The organism is Acetobacter indonesiensis (assembly GCF_000963945.1).
Taxonomy (GTDB): domain Bacteria; phylum Pseudomonadota; class Alphaproteobacteria; order Acetobacterales; family Acetobacteraceae; genus Acetobacter; species Acetobacter indonesiensis.
Window position 1 is genome coordinate 1 of record NZ_BAMW01000040.1, and the last position, 16414, is coordinate 16414.

A 16414-nucleotide genomic window follows, 5' to 3' on the forward strand; every position below is an offset into this window, starting at 1 on the left:
CGTCAACACAAAATCTACACACCATGACAAATTTCTTACAGATAAGAGCAATGTCCTTATTTTTTGGCTGTTTTCTGCCGAATTTCAGTTTGAGAGTGAGGATGTGTGCCTATCGCTGGCCTGCTTTTGATCTTCTGAGGAGTCTTGCCCTGCTCCCTTGAAGAACGCCTTTAAGTAAGCGTGCCCAAACTCACGACCGCGTGACTTCTTTCTACCCTCACGACCGTCCCCCTACAAAGAAGGGCCATTCAGTGAACTGAATGGCCCTTCTTTAGTGCGAAGTCTGATCAGGTGTGTTGCGACACCTTTTTAGCTGCGTCCGGGTATGTAGTCTCCCACCCACCACCAAGTGCATTATAGAGGCGCACCAGATTGTTGGAGATGGTTGAGGTGCTATCGGCCAACTGAGTTTGGGACGACAGAAGACGCCGTTCAGCATCCAGAACCTGAAGAAAGCTATTTAACCCGTGCTTATATTGATCCTGCGCCAGATGCAGTGACCGCTCATCTGCCGCGACTTGTGTTTTCAGAGACTGATTGCGTTTCTGCTCGGCTTCATACCCAGTGAGCGCGTTATCAACCTCGCTCCACGCTTTAAGCACGGTTTTACGATAACGGAGCGCTGCCGTTTTCTGCGACGCCTTCTTCATCTTCAACTGCCCGGTGAGGCGTCCCCCCTGAAAGATCGGCAGGCTGATGGATGGTCCTACGTTCCAGGTACGCGCGCTCCAGAACCCGAGGTCGCGGAAGGAGAAAGACTGGAACCCAAACCCGGCATCAATGGTGACTTTAGGATAAAAATCTGCTTCTGCCTGCCCAACTTCGGCGGTCGCAGCATGAAGTTCGGCTTCGGCCTGACGGATATCCGGACGGCGTTGCGCCAGTTCAGACGGCAACCCAACAGGGACTTCAGCCGGAACAAGCGGAATAGCGGGAGCTTGAGCCAATTCAGTATTCAACGAGCCTGGAGGGGCACCCATCAGCAGATTAATCGCGTTGATCTGCTGAGCAATACGTTGCTCGAACTGGGGAATACGGGCGTTTGTATCTTCTACCTGTGCACGGGCGCTATCGACATCAAGCTCGCTCACCATGCCGCTTTTATACCGGGCAGAGCTAAGTGACAGCATCTGATTAGCGGCATCACGGTTGGCTTTTACAATGCGTAGCTGCTCCTGCAATCCGCGCAGAGCCATATAATCCTGTGCCAGTTCAGCCTGACGCGCGATGAGAATACCCCGCCGTTCTTCCATTGTGGCGGTAAGGTAGGCCTTGGCGGCTTCATACTGGCGACGAACACGCCCCCACAAATCAACTTCCCAGCTTGCCTGCAAACCATCCTGCCACTGGTTAAGAAGGGGGATGGACATATTGGATGATTGGGAAGAAAGAAGCGCGCCTGCGCCTTCTGGCGCGTTCTGGCCAATGCGCTCAACAACCCGTTGAAGCTGCTTGCTGCTGTACTGTGCTCGTTTGTAAGAACCTGTGGCCGCAAGGTCCGGGAAGCGTTCAGCACCAGCAATCAGCAACTGGCCGCGGCTGACGGCAAGCTGTTCTGTCGCCTGTTGAACATCAAGGTTCTGGGCTGCCAGTCTTTTTTCAAGCGATGTCAGTTCAGGATCATGAAAGGCGGACCACCATTCCGGGTCGGGAGCCTGATTGCTGGGCACGCTCAGATTTGTGGATGAGCCTTCCAGTTTGGCATGCTGCCATTTCTCTGGTGTCCATGTGGCGGGCTTCTTGAAATCCGGACCAACCATGCATCCGCCCAGCATAAATGCCAGCGCCAGCGTGCTTGCCCCCAGTGCGTACCGTTTAGCCACCCGTCCGCTCCCAACGAAAATTCTGTCTATACACGTTACTGTCTTGCGCTGACCGATCGGTTCGGTCAGCATGCTAACCTATCGTTTTTCAATGTTGCGTCAATCATCATACTTGGGAATAACCATCCATCATGTCTGATTCTGCACCCCTTCCCATCGTGACGCCCAACCATTGCACTGGTGAATCTGAAGCCAAACGCCAGCAAATTCTGGATGGTGCCAGAACTATTTTTGCAGCGCATGGCTTCGAGGGGGCCAGCATGTCAGCCATTGCCCGCGAATCTGGTGTGTCTAAAGGTACGCTTTATAATTACTTCACCAACAAGGCAGATCTGTTTGCTGCTTTTGTTGAATATAATTGCCAGAAAAAGCTGCCTGTCGCCCTAGCCCCCATGAAAGCGAACCAGCCGGTGCAGGAAACCCTGACGGCTATTGCCCGGGCCATGGTGCATCTGATCACACAGCCAGAAAGTCTGATGCTGTACCGCATCATTGTTTCAGAAGCGCCGCACTTTCCGCATCTGGCCACCAGTTTCTGGCAGCATGGCCCGCGTATGGGGATTGAGGCTTTATCGCTCTGGATTGAAGAGCAGGTTAAAAAAGGCACATTAACCGTTGAAGACCCAGAGTTTGCTGCCGAACAGTTTTTTACCCTCTGCCAGACCCGCATTGCACACAGAAAACGCTTCAATATGCCTTTTGAAAATGAAGATACTGAAAAAGAAAAAGTCATACACGCTGCGGTGAAAATGTTTTTGGCCACATACGGAAACAGCCGAACAGTCTGACAGTCTTTCTATCCGAACATAAAAAAAGCCCGCCTAAAGGATCCTCTAGGCAGGCTTTTTTGGCGTAACCAGAAACTTACTTCAGTTCTTCTGTAAGCTGGGGAACGATCTCGAAGAGATCTCCCACAATGCCGTAATCGGCTACCTGAAAGATTGGGGCTTCCGGGTCTTTGTTGACCGCCACAATGACGCGGCTGTCTTTCATACCAGCAAGATGCTGGATAGCGCCGGAAATACCAAAAGCCAGATAAAGGTCAGGGGCTACGATCTTGCCGGTCTGGCCGACCTGATAGTCGTTCGGCACAAAACCGGAATCCACAGCCGCACGGGAGGCACCAATGGCAGCCCCGAGCGTGTCAGCCAGCGGATCAAGAATGTGGAACTTCTCTTCGCTTTGAAGACCACGACCACCCGACACAACCACCCGAGCCGATTCAAGTTCCGGCCGTTCAGATTCTGACAGATGCACGGATTCAAATTTTGAGACTTCCGGGCTTTCAACCGGCGCGACAACCTCCACCGAAGCAGAGCCACCTTCAGCAGCTGCTGCATCAAAGGCTGAACTCCGAACAGTCAGCACCTTCTTGGAATCAGAAGATTTGACTGTAGCCAGAGCATTCCCAGCGTAGATGGGGCGCACGAACGTATCCGCCTCCACAATGCTGATAACATCGGGGATAGGCTGCACATCAAGTAACGCAGCCGCACGCGGCAGCACGTTTTTACCAACGGCCCCCGCAGCCGCCACGATATGATCATAGCCACCAGCAAGAGAGACAATCAGCGCAGCCAGAGGTTCTGCCAGTTCATGCGCATACCGTGCATCGACGGCGTGCAGCACTTTGGAAACACCGGCAATTTTCGCAGCTTCCTGCGCAACGGCATCGGCGCCAGCAACCAGAACATGCACATCGCCCAGTTTGGTGGCGGCTGTAACAGCGGAAAGAGCGGCCTGTCTGATCCGGCCTTCTTCATGATCAAGAAGAACAAGAGCGGTCATAATCAGATTACCTTTGCTTCGTTACGCAGTTTCTCAACCAGTTCCCCGACAGAACCGACCTTTACACCAGCCTGACGCTGCGGCGGTTCCGCGACGGAGACAATGGTCAGGCGCGGGGTCATGTCCACCCCAAGATCAGCCGCGTTCAGGGTTTCCAGCGGCTTCTTGCGAGCTTTCATGATGTTGGGCAGGGATGCGTAACGGGGCTCGTTCAGGCGCAGATCGGCGGTGATGATGGCCGGAAGCGTGAGGGAGACGTCTTCTGTCCCACCATCAATTTCACGGCTGACCCGTACCGAACCATCAGCAACTTCGACCTTGCCGGCAAAAGTGCCCTGCCCCCAGCCCAGCAGGCCCGCGAGCATCTGGCCGGTGGCGTTCATGTCATCATCAATGGCCTGTTTGCCCAGAATGACCAGACCCGGTTCTTCCTTGGCAACAATGGCTTTCAGAACCTTGGCAACCGCCAGAGGTTCCGGGCTTTCTTCAGACAGCACCAGAATGGCGCGGTCAGCCCCCATGGCCATAGCCGTGCGCAGCGTATCCTGCGCCTGCTGCACACCGATGGACACAACGACAACTTCTGTCGCAACGCCCTTTTCCTTCAGACGAATGGCTTCTTCAACCGCAATCTCGTCAAAAGGATTCATCGACATCTTGACGCCAGCAGTTTCAACACCGCTGCCGTCAGCCTTAACACGTGGCTTGATGTTATAATCAACAACCCGTTTGACAGGTACTACAATCTTCATGGCTTCTTTCGCTTGCAGATGCAGGATCTTTCAGACGCTGCCATACAGTATTTTAACCAAAAATCACATACCGGCAGGATAATTAGGGCCACCGCCGCCTTCTGGCACTGCCCAGTCTATATTCTGCGCAGGGTCCTTAATATCGCAGGTTTTGCAATGCACGCAGTTCTGGGCGTTAATTTGCAGACGTGGGTCAGTTGCTTCATCCACCACTTCATACACGCCAGCCGGGCAATATCGGCTTTCAGGTGCATGGAACACATCCCAGTTAACCGTTTTCCACAGGGCAAGATTCTTAACCCGCAGGTGAACGGGTTGGTCTTCCTCATGGTTGGTCGCTGACAGGAAAACGGAGGACAGGCGATCAAACGTCAACTGCCCATCGGGTTTGGGGTAGTTGGGCTTTTCACACAACGAAGCGGGTTTCAGTACCTCGTTGTCCTGATGCTTGAAATGCAGGGTCCACGGCGCACGACCTTTGAAAATCATGGCGTCGAGACCTGCGTACAGGGCACCCTTTTTCATACCGAAGCGGGCAAAAGCGGGGCGGATATTTCTGGCAGTGCGCAGTTCTTCCCACAACCAGGAGTCTTTCACCCGCTTGGTAAAGGACGCGGGTTCCACCTGATTGGCGGCAAGCGATTCCACCACGGCTTCAGCAGCCAGCATGCCAGATTTCATGGCGGTGTGCGTGCCCTTGATTTTGGGCACATTCAGGAACCCTGCGGAATCCCCGATCAGTGCCCCACCGGGGAAAGTCAGACGTGGGATAGCCTGTAAGCCCCCTTCTGAAAGGGCACGCGCGCCATAGCTGACACGGCGACCACCTTCCAGATGTTTGCGGAACGCAGGATGCAATTTGACCCGCTGCATTTCTTCAAATGGAGAAAGCCATGTGTTTGGGTAATCGAGCCCAATGACAAAGCCATAGGAGACCAGATTTTCTCCAAAATGATACAGCCACGCACCGCCATATGTCTGATCATCCATTGGCCAGCCAAAGCTATGCTGGACCAGACCGGGCCGATGTTTTTCTGCCGGAATTTCCCACACTTCCTTGATACCAAGGCCGTAGGTCTGCGGGTCAACGCCTTTGCGCAGGTCATAATGCGCCATAACCTGTTTGGTCAGAGAACCGCGGCACCCTTCGGCAAACAGGGTATAACGCCCCCGTAGCTCCATACCGGGCTGATAATTTCCCCCATGTGTGCCTTCACGGGTAATGCCCATATCACCCGTTGCAACACCCACCACGCGGTTGTTTTCAATCAGGACTTCAGCACCGGCAAAACCGGGATAGATTTCAACACCCAGTTCTTCAGCCTGTGTCGCCAGCCAGCGACAGACCTCGCCCAGACTGACAATATAATTCCCGTGATTGGCCATATGCGGCATCAGCTTGTCCAGCATGGGAACCCGAAGGCTGCCGGTTTCTGTCAGATACAGCATTTCTTCTGTGGTAACGGGTGTATTCAGCGGTGCGCCACGCTCTTTCCAGTCTGGCAGAAGCTCTGACAGGGCGCGCGGTTCGATAACAGCGCCAGAAACAATATGCGCTCCGATTTCGCTCCCTTTTTCAATCAGGCAGACACTGGTTTCAGGCGAGAGTTGACGCAGACGGATGGCCGCAGCCAACCCTGCCGGGCCGCCACCAACAATAACGACATCAAACTCCATCGACTCACGCGCTGTTTCGCTCATACTTATCCTCTGCCCGGAAGGTCATACGGGGCTTTTTGAAAGCCAATTCAGGCTGGAATTGCAAAAACAGCCCGCCGAGACAAGCGGGCCGGATTGAAAACTAAAAAACCGGATTCAGTGCTGGCCAGATGCAGGCCCAAACGCCAGTTCGTGAACAGCACGCCAGCTTTGATCGACAAAATTGACAATCAGGGTTCGGCGCGTGCCTTCAATAGGACGCGGAACAAAGCCGTGCCACGTCTTGTCTGACGGAATGAACAGAACACCCGAATTGAACGCACCCGGCGCACGGGCAACCGATTCGCCTTCGGGCGTCATCAAATCCGTACCCCATTCACCTGCGTGATCGTTTTCAGACAGGGAAATAAGGAGTGTCAGTTTCTTGGCACCGATATCGGTATGCGGCTCAAGCCAGAACCCGTCTGTATCCAAGCAGAGTTCAAGACGTAGGGCTGCCCCTTCCAGCTGTGCCCCACAATAATCGGCGAACGCCTGACGTATTTCGGCACTATCAAGCAGATGGGCCATGCGGTCGAGCCGGGCATCTTTGGCGCGAATCTCTTTATCCACAAAAACACGCATCTTGTTCCGTGTTTCGCGCCGACCCCCGACATCACCCGCGCGCGCCTGCTCGCCCGGTTCCCACTCAACCAGGGCGTCACAGGCTTCTGGGGCCAGCACGGATTCCATCATCCAGTGCTGGTATGGGTAGGTTGCAGGCCGTACGCCCGCCAGCATTTTTACAAACGCAGGAGCGGTGCCGGTTCCTAAAATCTGGGCGTCAGAGTGCATCTGCCCTATCCTTCAGTTACGGTACGAATGCCACCCCTTGAACGCAAATCTGCTTTGCATGTGGAGTGAACAGCCTCTTTCCATGCGCCAAAACAGCGGCACGATCAACTCATGCTTATACGCGCCACTCTCTAAGCGGTTCAGATTGCCCCAGAAAAACGCGGTTGAAGCGTCGCTCCAGCCGTCGGCTCAGACAAGCTTTTACGGTGTGTATCAAAGACTGCCGCCACGTTGCGCAGAAAGGGTCTGCCTTTTTCTGTCACGCGGATGTGCGGGCCATTTATTACAATCAGGCCGTCATCGGCCAAAGGCTGAAGGGCGGCTAACTCTGGCTCAAACACATCAAGCTGTGCTTCCATCTGGGCCAGATCAACACCCATGTCACACATCAGGCGCTCAATCAGACGGCCACGCAGACGGTCGTCTTCCGTGCGGGCAACACCTCGTGCCACTGGCAGGCACTGATTATCAGCCATAGCGCGGGCATAAGGGGCTACGGCTGTGATATTTTGCGTATATCCGTCTGGCAGCATGGAAATGGCGGATGCCCCCATACCCAGCAGAACATCAGACGAATCTGTCGTGTACCCCTGAAAATTGCGACGTAACACGCCAGAGTCAGCTGCTTTTACCAACGCATCCTGCGGAAGGGCATAATGGTCAAGCCCAACGGGCGAATAGCCTTCCGCCCGAAGCACAGCATCCATACGGGCGCGCTGGGCAAGACGTTCTGCTGGTTGCGGCAGGGAATCTTCGGGGATCAGACGCTGACGCTTCTGCTTCCATGGAACATGGGCATAGCCGAACACAGCCAGACGGTCTGGCCGTAGGGACGCAATTTTGCGTGCTGTTTCAGCGATGCTGTCTTCCGTTTGATACGGCAGGCCATAGATCAGGTCGATATTAACGCCCGAGACTCCGGCATTTCGGACAGCTGAAATACAGGCCTCTGTCTGCTCAAACGATTGATGGCGGCCGCAGGCGTCCTGCACACGCTCATCAAGATCCTGCACGCCCAGACTGATACGGGTAAAACCCAGTTCCCCTAATAAAGCCGGATACCCTTCGGGTACATGCCGCGGATCTAGTTCCATGGCCAGTTCAGCCTGTGGTTGTATCTGAAACATGGACCGGACCGACCGGATAATATGACGCAGGGCCGCCGCAGGCAGGGTGGATGGCGTGCCCCCACCAAACTGGAGATGCTGCACCGGGCGCTGCGTGCCTACCAATGCCACCACACGGCGTAATTCCTCACGCAGCAGGTCACCATAAGCCATGCGACCATCTTCATGACGCATCACGGATGTATTGCACCCGCAGAAACGGCAGAGTTCGTCACAGAAAGGAACATGAAAATAAAGGGAAACCGGCTTTTCTGCCGGTAGGGCACGAAGCCATTCTTCGGCCTGTGCCGGGCCGACTGCCTCAGAAAAACTGGCGGCAGTCGGATAGCTGGTATAGCGCGGCAGGTTCCCGCCGTAACGGTGAACCAGTTCTGAAGAAGAAACCGCGCTCATGCCACTAGAACCGGTATTCGATACCAGCGCCGACCACTGTGGGGTCGAGAGAGTCGTGAGCCTTGATGAAGGCTCCACCCGTTCCACGGTCGTTTGCCCAAGCATGCATACGGATGAACATCTGCTTCACATCGAAGTTGAAGAACCAGTTGCCAACCAGCTGATAATCGAAACCAGCATTTACTGACGGACCACCAGTCACACCGACGTTCAGCTTCTGCACAAGGCCACCGGCGGGAGACACGTTGTGGAACCAAGCCAGCGTACCGCCAACACCCAGATAGGGGTTGAAGCGTTTATGCGGGCGGAAATGCCAGGCCAGCGTAACCGTTGGGGGCAGAACCCATGCGCTACCGACGTCAATTTTTCCGTAAGGCGTGCCTTCAGCAGCAACTTCATGACGTGTGCTGGCAGCAATCAGGTCAATGGAGATGTTGTCGGTGAAGAAGTATTCAAATGTCAGTTCTGGCATGACCTGACGCGTGGTCTTGATACGGCCCGGAATAGCGGTTCCGTTCAGCCAGACCTTACTGTCACGATCTTCAGGCATAACACCCAGAGCAGACAGACGGATCAGGAAGTCGCCCTTGCCCAGACCGATTTTGGTGTTGGCGCAGGTTTCAAACAAACCACAGTGACCGCTGGAAGGACGCGGGGCTGCCGGGATCTGGCTAACAACCGGAGCGTTGACATAAGCAGCATTTGACGTTGCAGGGGCTGCCTGCGTGGTCTGCGCTTTGGCCGTACCGGAAAGAGCGGCCACACCCGCCACCATGGCGGTCAATAAGGAACGAAACTTAACCATAGCGTTTATACTCTTCCAACTACACTGTGATCTCTGAAGCGCAGAAATCACGGCCAGCGGGTGTGAACCTTGATTTAGATCAAACAATTCACACTATGGAGAGCAGGGTGTGTTCTGAAAAGCACAACCATCTGTGCAAGCCAGACATACCCTATGCACAGCCAAATCCTCAAAGGGATGGAAAAGCGTTGTCTTTGATTTATATCAAAAATAACTTAGTATTAACGCCTCTGCTTCTCTAAATCAGATGTTTCAAGGCGTTAGCGCTTTGGGCATACTGATTATACCCGGATATTTTCCATGCCGCCTGCCCCCCAGACACGGACTTCGACCACGCCGATGCGCCGCAGGCTGGTGCTGAATGGCGGGGAGGACATTCATCGGTGTCTGGTATGCGAAATTCGCGACCAAAGCGTTTGCAACGCGATTGATGATAATGAACTGGCGATTCTGGCCAAAGCCTCGAAACAGCTTTCACTTCCCCCGGCAACAACATTGATCGAAGAAGGGTCTGCGGCGCAGGCGTTTTACAATGTGACCGCGGGCACCGTTAAACTGTTCAAATCCTTACCAGACGGGCGACGACAGATTACCGGGTTCGCTGACGTTGGTCATTTTCTGGGGCTGACAAACGCCGGTACCTATTCATTCGGGGCGGAAACCGTAAACACGGTGCAGGTATGCCGCTTCATGCGGCCACAGCTTGAAATTCTGTTAAACGATTACCCGTTGTTTGAACGCCGGTTGCTGGCAGAGGTCACTGACGAACTGGCAGAAGCTCAGGAACAGATGCTTTTGCTTGGCCGCAAAACAGCCCGTGAACGGGTGGCCAGTTTTCTTCTGGCCCGCATGGTGCACCGCCCCTGTCAGGTTAAGGGGGAAGAAAATATTGTCTCCCTCCCCATGACGCGGGTGGATATTGCAGATTATCTTGGCCTGACCATTGAAACCGTCAGCCGCACCATCAGCAGCCTGCGGCGAGAAAAGATCATTGCCGGGACAGATCATCACGGTATTCGCGTTCTCTCCCCCACCCGTTTGCAGGGGCTGGCATCAGGGCAAGAGCACAGCTAGCCCTTTATCGGGGTGCCATGATGGGTTGCGGGGCAGTTCGGAGTCCTTGCTGTTCCACCATCCGCCTCCTAACGCCTGAAACAGAGCCACGGTGTCAGACAAACGGTCGGCACGGGACTGCGCGAGCGCAAGTTCAGTCTGAAGGTGGGTTTGCTGCACCGTAATCATGGCCACCTGACTGACAGCACCGTAGCGATACTGCGCCAGAGCAATGCGCAGGCTATCACCTGACGCTGTCGCCGCTTCAGCAGTGTCGGCCAGTGCCGTCGCATCTGTGCGAATCGCGGTCAGGACGTCAGACACATCCTGCAAGGCCGTTATCAATGTACTACGATAATCAGCAGCCGCCTGATCATACGCAGCGCGTGCCGCGTTTTCCTGATGGCGGAGCAATCCCCCATCAAACAGCGGTTGGGTGATCATGGCCATAACGGCCCATTGCCCATAACCGGGTGCCGCCATCTGGGCGATAGACGCCGCCGCGTAACCCGGCGTTGCCCCAAGCTGCACGTTCGGGAGTCTGTTTGCGACCGCGACCCCCACTTGCGCACACGCCGCATGCCAGTTGGCCTGTGCTGTACGGATGTCCGGCCGTTGTTCGACCAGTCTGGCAGGAACTGTCAACGGAAGGTCGGACGGGAGCGTCAGGTCATTCAGTGTAAATTCAGGCTGTGGAGCATCCGGCATATCACCCACCAGCGCAGCAATCAGATGTTTCTGCTGCTCCAACTGCTTCTGCAGGGGGGCAAGGGTGGCTTCGTTCTGGGCAAGAGCCGTACGCTGCAACGCCACATCATTCAGCGAAAACTCGCCCGCTTTTTCCTGTTTGCGGGCAGATTCCAGCAGATCGCGCTGAATTTTAATCAGCGATTCTGTGGTTTCAAGCTGTGCTTTCAGGGCTGCATAATCAATGGCCGCCTGCACCACAGAGGACGTCAGCGTCAGATAAACAGCCCGAAGCTGGTCACGCTGGGCATCGCGTAACGCTTTTGCGGCCTCTACCCCACGTCTGACCCCACCCCACAAATCTGGCACGTAGGAAATATTCAACTGTGCCGTATGAACAGTGTACAGCCACTGGTTGCTGTTTGGCACTGGTGAATAGGTACGGGACGTCTTGTTCCGTGTCGGGTTGAAGCTGCCAGAAATAGACGGATAAAACGCACTTTGCTGCGCCAGACGGTTTTCCTGCGCGGCAGCCAGTGCATCCCGCGCTGATTCAAGTGTCGGGCTGTTATCAAGCGCTTTGCGCACCAGCTTATCGAGGGCTGGAGAGTGGAAAACCTGCCACCATTGCGCTGGAATATCCTGACCCGGATGCAGGGTTTGTGCCCCCCCCTGCAACCCGCTTTCCGCTTTTTCTGCCCCACCCAAAACAGCTTGAGACGTCAGTGGTTGACCTGCCTGACCATACTGCGTTGGCCCCGGTGAACCGGGTTTCTTGAAATCTGGCCCAACGGCACAGCCGCTGACACCCAGAGCAATCAGGGCGCAGCCAATCAGCAATGTGTGTTTCACGATTCTACTGGCCCCCGTGCCGCGGCACGCCGTTCGCACCATGCTTCCATTTCGTAATAGAATGTTGGCAGGATGAAGAGCGTCAGCAGCGTTGCTATTCCCAAACCACCAACAACCACGGTTGCCAGCCCGCGCTGCACGTCTGTGCCAATGCCTGTTGCTATGGCCGCAGGCAACATGCCCATGCTAGCAACGGTTGCCGTCATCAGAACCGGGCGAAAGCGCTCGCCAGCCCCTTCCAGCACGGCGGCTCGCAGAGGAACACCGTCCTGACGGTGGCGGTTAAAGTTTGACACCATGATGATGCCATTCTGCACGGCCACCCCGAACAGGGCGATAAAGCCAACGGCTGTGGCAACGTTCAGTGTTTCTCCACGGAACTGCAAGGCCACCAGGCCGCCCAGCAGGGCCAGCGGCACAACAGCCAGAACCAGCACGGCCTGGCGGAGTTTACGAAATTCGCCAAACAGCAGCACCAGCATGACAGCCAGCATGATGCCCAGTGCCACGCTCAAGCGGGCCTGTGCCCGTTGTTGCTGTTCAAAAGCCCCGGCCCATTCAAGACGATACAGGCTTGGGTTGAAATGAACCTGACTGGCAATGCGGGCCTGTGCATCAGACAGATATTCGGAGAGCGGCCGCTTACCGTTATCAACCCGAAGGGTGATCTGCCGCTGGGTCATTTCATGTGAAATGGTGCCTTCACCCGTTTTCAGGCTGATGTCAGCCACCATTTCAAGCGAGATCTGAGCCCCGTTAGCCGCCGTTAGCGGCAGATGCCCTAATGCACGCAGATTACTGACAGCCAGCGGAGGCACCCGGATTGTCATGTTGTAGGTACGGTCAGCGATATAAATCTGGGAAATAGGCGCATCGCCAATGGCGTTTCCGACCACTGCCATAATATCCGCAACGGAAATGCCGTAGCGGGCGGCAGCACGACGGTTGGCAACAATATTGAGTTGCGGAATTTCCGGTTCCTGAAAAATCGATGCTTCGGTTGTGCCGGGAACTGTTTTCAGAACGGTGACAATCTGGTTGCCAATATTACGGAGTTCACGGGCATTGTTGCCATAGACGCGCAACACCAAGGCCGAGTGTGCCCCGCCCACCTGATCATTCATGCCATCGGCAATCGGCTGGCTGATACCGAAGGAAATACCGGGAATTTTTTTCAGGCGTTCGCGTAGTTTCGTGATGAATTGGGCCTTGTTTTCACCGTGGGGCCACGTGTCATACGGCTTCAGGCCAACTGGCACTTCGATATGTGAGGGCGTCCATGGGTCAGTGCCGGAATCATTCCGGCCAAGCTGTGTGACGGCGTAGGATGTTTCGGGAAAAGAGCGGATTGCCTTACGCACTTCATCTGCCATGGCCCCCGCTTTTTCCAACGACAGGCCAGAGGGTAACTGCACCTGTAGCCAGAGTGCGCCTTCATCCATATCCGGCAGGAACTCACGCCCCGTGTTGGCACCCAGCACAATCACCAACACAAAGGCAACAATCGCCCCGATATAGGCCAGAAGCGGCCGCCGCATGGTGTGATCCAACCCGCGATGGTACAGATCATGCAGCTTTTCGAGCGGTTTGTTATGGAAAATCTTGTGCGGCTTGCGCATGGCCAGAAACGCCAGAGACGGCGTGAGCACAATGGCGCTTAGTAGTGCGCCAAGCAGTGCAAAGCTGACAGTAAAGGCCATGGGGCGGAAAAGACGCCCCTCCGCCCCCACAAACGCAAACAGGGGGCTGTAGGCGACAATAATGACCAACGTGGAAAACACGATGGCACGCCCGACATGCTTGGTCAGCCCTTCAACATCGGTCAGCGTCATGGTGTGGTCTGGCTTGGCCTCCCGCATACGCAGGATGGATTCCGTGACCACAATCGCCCCATCGACAATCACGCCGAAATCAATCGCGCCGAGGGAAAACAGATTTGCTGGCATACCCAGCAGGCTCATGATCAGGAATACCGTTGCCAGCGCCAGCGGAATGGTAACGGCGGCCACAATGGCACTGCGAGGGCTGCCAAGAAACAGAATCAGAATAACGAAAACCAGCCCCACGCCTTCCAGAACCGTGTGGGTCACTTTTTCCGTTGTGGCATGCACCAGATTGTCGCGGTCCAGGTATGGGACAATTCTTACACCCTGTGGGGCCAACTGCTTTTGCAGTTCAGCGACACGGGCATGCAGCAATTCAAGAACGTGGGACGCGTTTTCTCCCGTCACCATGGTGACGATACCTTCTACGGTATCAGGGTTGGAATCCTTACCCAGAATCCCTTCCCGCACCTGATGGCCCAGCTGCATCCTGCCCAGTTCACGTAGAAACACCGGCACGCCATTATGCTGGGCAACAGGAATATCCCCCATTTCATCCAGCGTGTGGATCATGCCCATGCCACGCACAATGTAGGACTGCTCCCCCCGTGCGACACGGCCACCGCCCGCGTTGACGCTGCTGTTGCGAATGGCATCAAGGATATCATTCACGCCAATATTGTATCGGCTGAGCGCCGCGGGATCGAGCTGAAGCTGATATTCGCGGGTAAAGCCGCCAAAATTGTTAATAGCCGCAACACCCTGAACCTTTGTCAGGGCCGGAACCACAACCCAATGCTGAATTTCAGAAAGCTGCATCAGATTCTGGCGGTCTGATTCCAGCGTGTAGCGAAAAATTTCACCCGAAGGGCTGCTGACCGGCCCCATGCCCGGCGTAACGCCCGGTGGCAGCGTGACCTGCGCCAACTGTTCCGTCACACGCTGACGGGCCGCATACACATTCACCCCATCACGAAAAATGAGGTTAATCAGCGACAAGCCAAACGTACTGCTTGACCGGCTGCTGGCCAGCCCCGGCGTTGCCGCCAACTGGCGCTCAAGCGGGATGGTTATCTGTTGTTCGACTTCTTCAGCCGCCAGACCGGAACTCTGGGTAGTGACCTGAACGGACACGGCCCCAAGGTCTGGGTAGGCTTCAACAGGAAGATCTTTCCACGCCCATCCACCCCACAGGGCCAGAATAGCCATGGCGACAAAAACTATCCGCCGTTCCCGCAGGCAGACCGCGATAATCTGCTCAATCATCGTTCAGCAGAACCCCGCCACGCGTTACAACGCGATCCCCTACCTTCAGACCCGACAGAACCTCGGTATCCTCTCCTTCATCGTAGGAGATTGTGACGACCCGACGCTGAAATACCCAAGGGGATGTTTCGACAAATACGGTTACGCGGTCATTGTTCATCAGCAAGGCCGATTGGGGTACCATAAGCCCCGCAGGTTGTCGTAACTGAATGGCCACGTTGGCAAACATATTGGGCTTTAAATCTTCATCCGGGTTCGGAAGCGGAATCATGGCCCGCAGACGTCGGGTTTCCAGATGAAGGTCTGGTTCTATGGTGGCAATCTGACCGGGAAAAACCAGCCCGTCACGCGCAGGCAACGTAATGGCAACTGATTGCCCGACATGGATATCATCTACATCGGCTTCAGCGATATCAGCTACAGCCCAGACTTCTGCCAGATCTTCCATGCTCATAAGCGGGGCAGTGATATCGGTCACGTTGACGCCGGGTGCTGTGGTGACTGAGCCCACCACTCCATCAACGGGTGCCCGAAAGACCAGTGTGCCGTCAGCCTGCGTTTTGTCACTTAAAGACGCCAGCCGCGCCTGCGCACGACGATCTTCCGCTTCGGCCTGTTGCAGGGCGGCACGTGCGGCTTCCACATCTTTTGTGGCAGCACCGCCTGCCTGCTTCACTTCCTGCGCACGTTCCATAGCGGCACGGGCCTGCACCAACCCTGCGCGTGCTTTTGTTTCATCCGTGCTGGCCTGCGCCATATCGCCTGACAGAACGGTCAGAAGTTCCTGCCCACGCCGTACGTGCTGGCCCGGCACCACCGAAACCGAGGCCACCCGGCCGGTAACTGGCGTGAAAATGGGAATAACCCGGCTGGGTTCAGCAACAATTGACCCGGGCACGGACAAGGTATCACGCGGGGCGGTCATTTTCAGGGGGGTGATTTCAAGCTGACCGCGCAAAGGCGAGGCTTCTGGCACACTCAGGCTGCCGTCTTTTTCATGCACGATGCCACTGACGGCCCACGCGGCTGACCCTGCCAGCTCGTAACCCGCCCCAAAAGCCACCAGAAAAAAAGAAGTGCGCAAGACCCGCAAAGACAAGAGAGGACGAAGAAGCATCATGACAATCCGCACTGACCGCAAGAGAAACCGAAAAGCGCGCACCGGTCAGCACACTTCCGCGCAAAGACGAAACACGCCTCCCCCTGCCGGAACACACGTCAACGCAGGGAACTGTGTGCACAAGGTTTAATAAACCCTCTGCCATTTTGCCAGAGGAGCCTATTCCTTAAAACAGACCGACCAGCGTAATAGCCAGAAACGACTGTTATCAAAGGTTTTTTACATTATTTCGGAAAGGCTATTACACGAAAGCGATACGGAATTTGACCCAGACCGCATCTTTTTAATCAAAATTTTACAATAAAAGGACAAACCCGGACAAAGAACCCGGTCTTGTTACAACATCGCACATAAAAAGGGACTGTATAAAAGACGCCATGGCGGGCACCTACGAGTGATTACTCGCTTCATGCTGCATATTCATGACGGATT

The 16414-nt window shown here is 55.2% G+C and carries 12 protein-coding genes; 2 read left to right on the forward strand and 10 right to left on the reverse strand.

Features of this window, described 5'->3' with window-relative positions:
- Window positions 1-287: 287 nt before the first annotated feature.
- Window positions 288-1895 (reverse strand): efflux transporter outer membrane subunit, encoded by a 1608-nt coding sequence (locus tag Abin_RS10055; RefSeq protein ID WP_048846525.1) that lies wholly within the window; start codon window positions 1893-1895, stop codon window positions 288-290.
- A 59-nt stretch (window positions 1896-1954) separates the two neighbouring features.
- Between Abin_RS10055 and Abin_RS10060 the strand changes: the two genes are divergently transcribed.
- Window positions 1955-2611 carry a TetR/AcrR family transcriptional regulator gene (locus Abin_RS10060; RefSeq protein ID WP_048846528.1) on the forward strand — a complete coding sequence of 219 codons (657 nt, stop codon included), beginning with the start codon at window positions 1955-1957 and terminating at the stop codon, window positions 2609-2611.
- Window positions 2612-2687: 76 nt separating this feature from the next.
- Here the strand turns inward: Abin_RS10060 and Abin_RS10065 are convergent, their stop codons facing one another.
- The 6 genes from Abin_RS10065 to Abin_RS10090 form a co-directional block, all read right to left on the reverse strand.
- On the reverse strand, window positions 2688-3611 hold the full coding sequence (locus tag Abin_RS10065) for an electron transfer flavoprotein subunit alpha/FixB family protein (protein WP_048846531.1): 924 nt from the start codon (window positions 3609-3611) through the stop codon (window positions 2688-2690).
- A gap of 2 nt (window positions 3612-3613) precedes the next feature.
- Entirely contained in the window at window positions 3614-4363 is a 750-nt protein-coding gene (locus Abin_RS10070) for an electron transfer flavoprotein subunit beta/FixA family protein (RefSeq protein ID WP_048846533.1), read from the reverse strand.
- 63 nt (window positions 4364-4426) lie between these two features.
- Window positions 4427-6064 (reverse strand): electron transfer flavoprotein-ubiquinone oxidoreductase, encoded by a 1638-nt coding sequence (locus Abin_RS10075; RefSeq protein WP_048846535.1) that lies wholly within the window; start codon window positions 6062-6064, stop codon window positions 4427-4429.
- 114 nt (window positions 6065-6178) lie between these two features.
- Window positions 6179-6802 (reverse strand): 2OG-Fe(II) oxygenase, encoded by a 624-nt coding sequence (locus tag Abin_RS10080; protein ID WP_086612333.1) that lies wholly within the window; start codon window positions 6800-6802, stop codon window positions 6179-6181.
- Window positions 6803-6996: 194 nt separating this feature from the next.
- Window positions 6997-8376: an oxygen-independent coproporphyrinogen III oxidase gene (gene hemN / locus Abin_RS10085; protein ID WP_048846537.1), complete on the reverse strand. Its 1380-nt coding sequence runs from the start codon at window positions 8374-8376 to the stop codon at window positions 6997-6999.
- Between the two features lie 4 nt (window positions 8377-8380).
- The gene (locus Abin_RS10090) at window positions 8381-9181 is read right to left on the reverse strand and encodes an OmpW/AlkL family protein (protein WP_048846539.1); all 801 of its coding nucleotides are present in this window, start codon (window positions 9179-9181) and stop codon (window positions 8381-8383) included.
- Between the two features lie 300 nt (window positions 9182-9481).
- Here Abin_RS10090 and Abin_RS10095 point away from each other — a divergent pair, with 300 nt between their 5' ends.
- Window positions 9482-10255 (forward strand): helix-turn-helix domain-containing protein, encoded by a 774-nt coding sequence (locus Abin_RS10095; protein ID WP_048846541.1) that lies wholly within the window; start codon window positions 9482-9484, stop codon window positions 10253-10255.
- Here the strand turns inward: Abin_RS10095 and Abin_RS10100 are convergent.
- Genes Abin_RS10100 through Abin_RS10110 form a run of 3 tightly spaced genes read right to left on the reverse strand, consistent with a single transcriptional unit; the run spans window position 10235 to window position 15982 of the window.
- Complete coding sequence (locus Abin_RS10100; RefSeq protein ID WP_237596318.1) at window positions 10235-11773, reverse strand: efflux transporter outer membrane subunit; 1539 nt, start codon at window positions 11771-11773, stop codon at window positions 10235-10237. The genes Abin_RS10095 and Abin_RS10100 overlap by 21 nt on opposite strands.
- A complete protein-coding gene (locus tag Abin_RS10105) occupies window positions 11770-14862 on the reverse strand; it encodes an efflux RND transporter permease subunit (protein ID WP_048846545.1) in 3093 nt (1030 codons plus the stop codon). The genes Abin_RS10100 and Abin_RS10105 overlap by 4 nt, the downstream gene beginning before the upstream one ends.
- Entirely contained in the window at window positions 14855-15982 is a 1128-nt protein-coding gene (locus Abin_RS10110; protein ID WP_084593587.1) for an efflux RND transporter periplasmic adaptor subunit, read from the reverse strand. The genes Abin_RS10105 and Abin_RS10110 overlap by 8 nt, the downstream gene beginning before the upstream one ends.
- Between the last annotated feature and the right edge of the window lie 432 nt (window positions 15983-16414).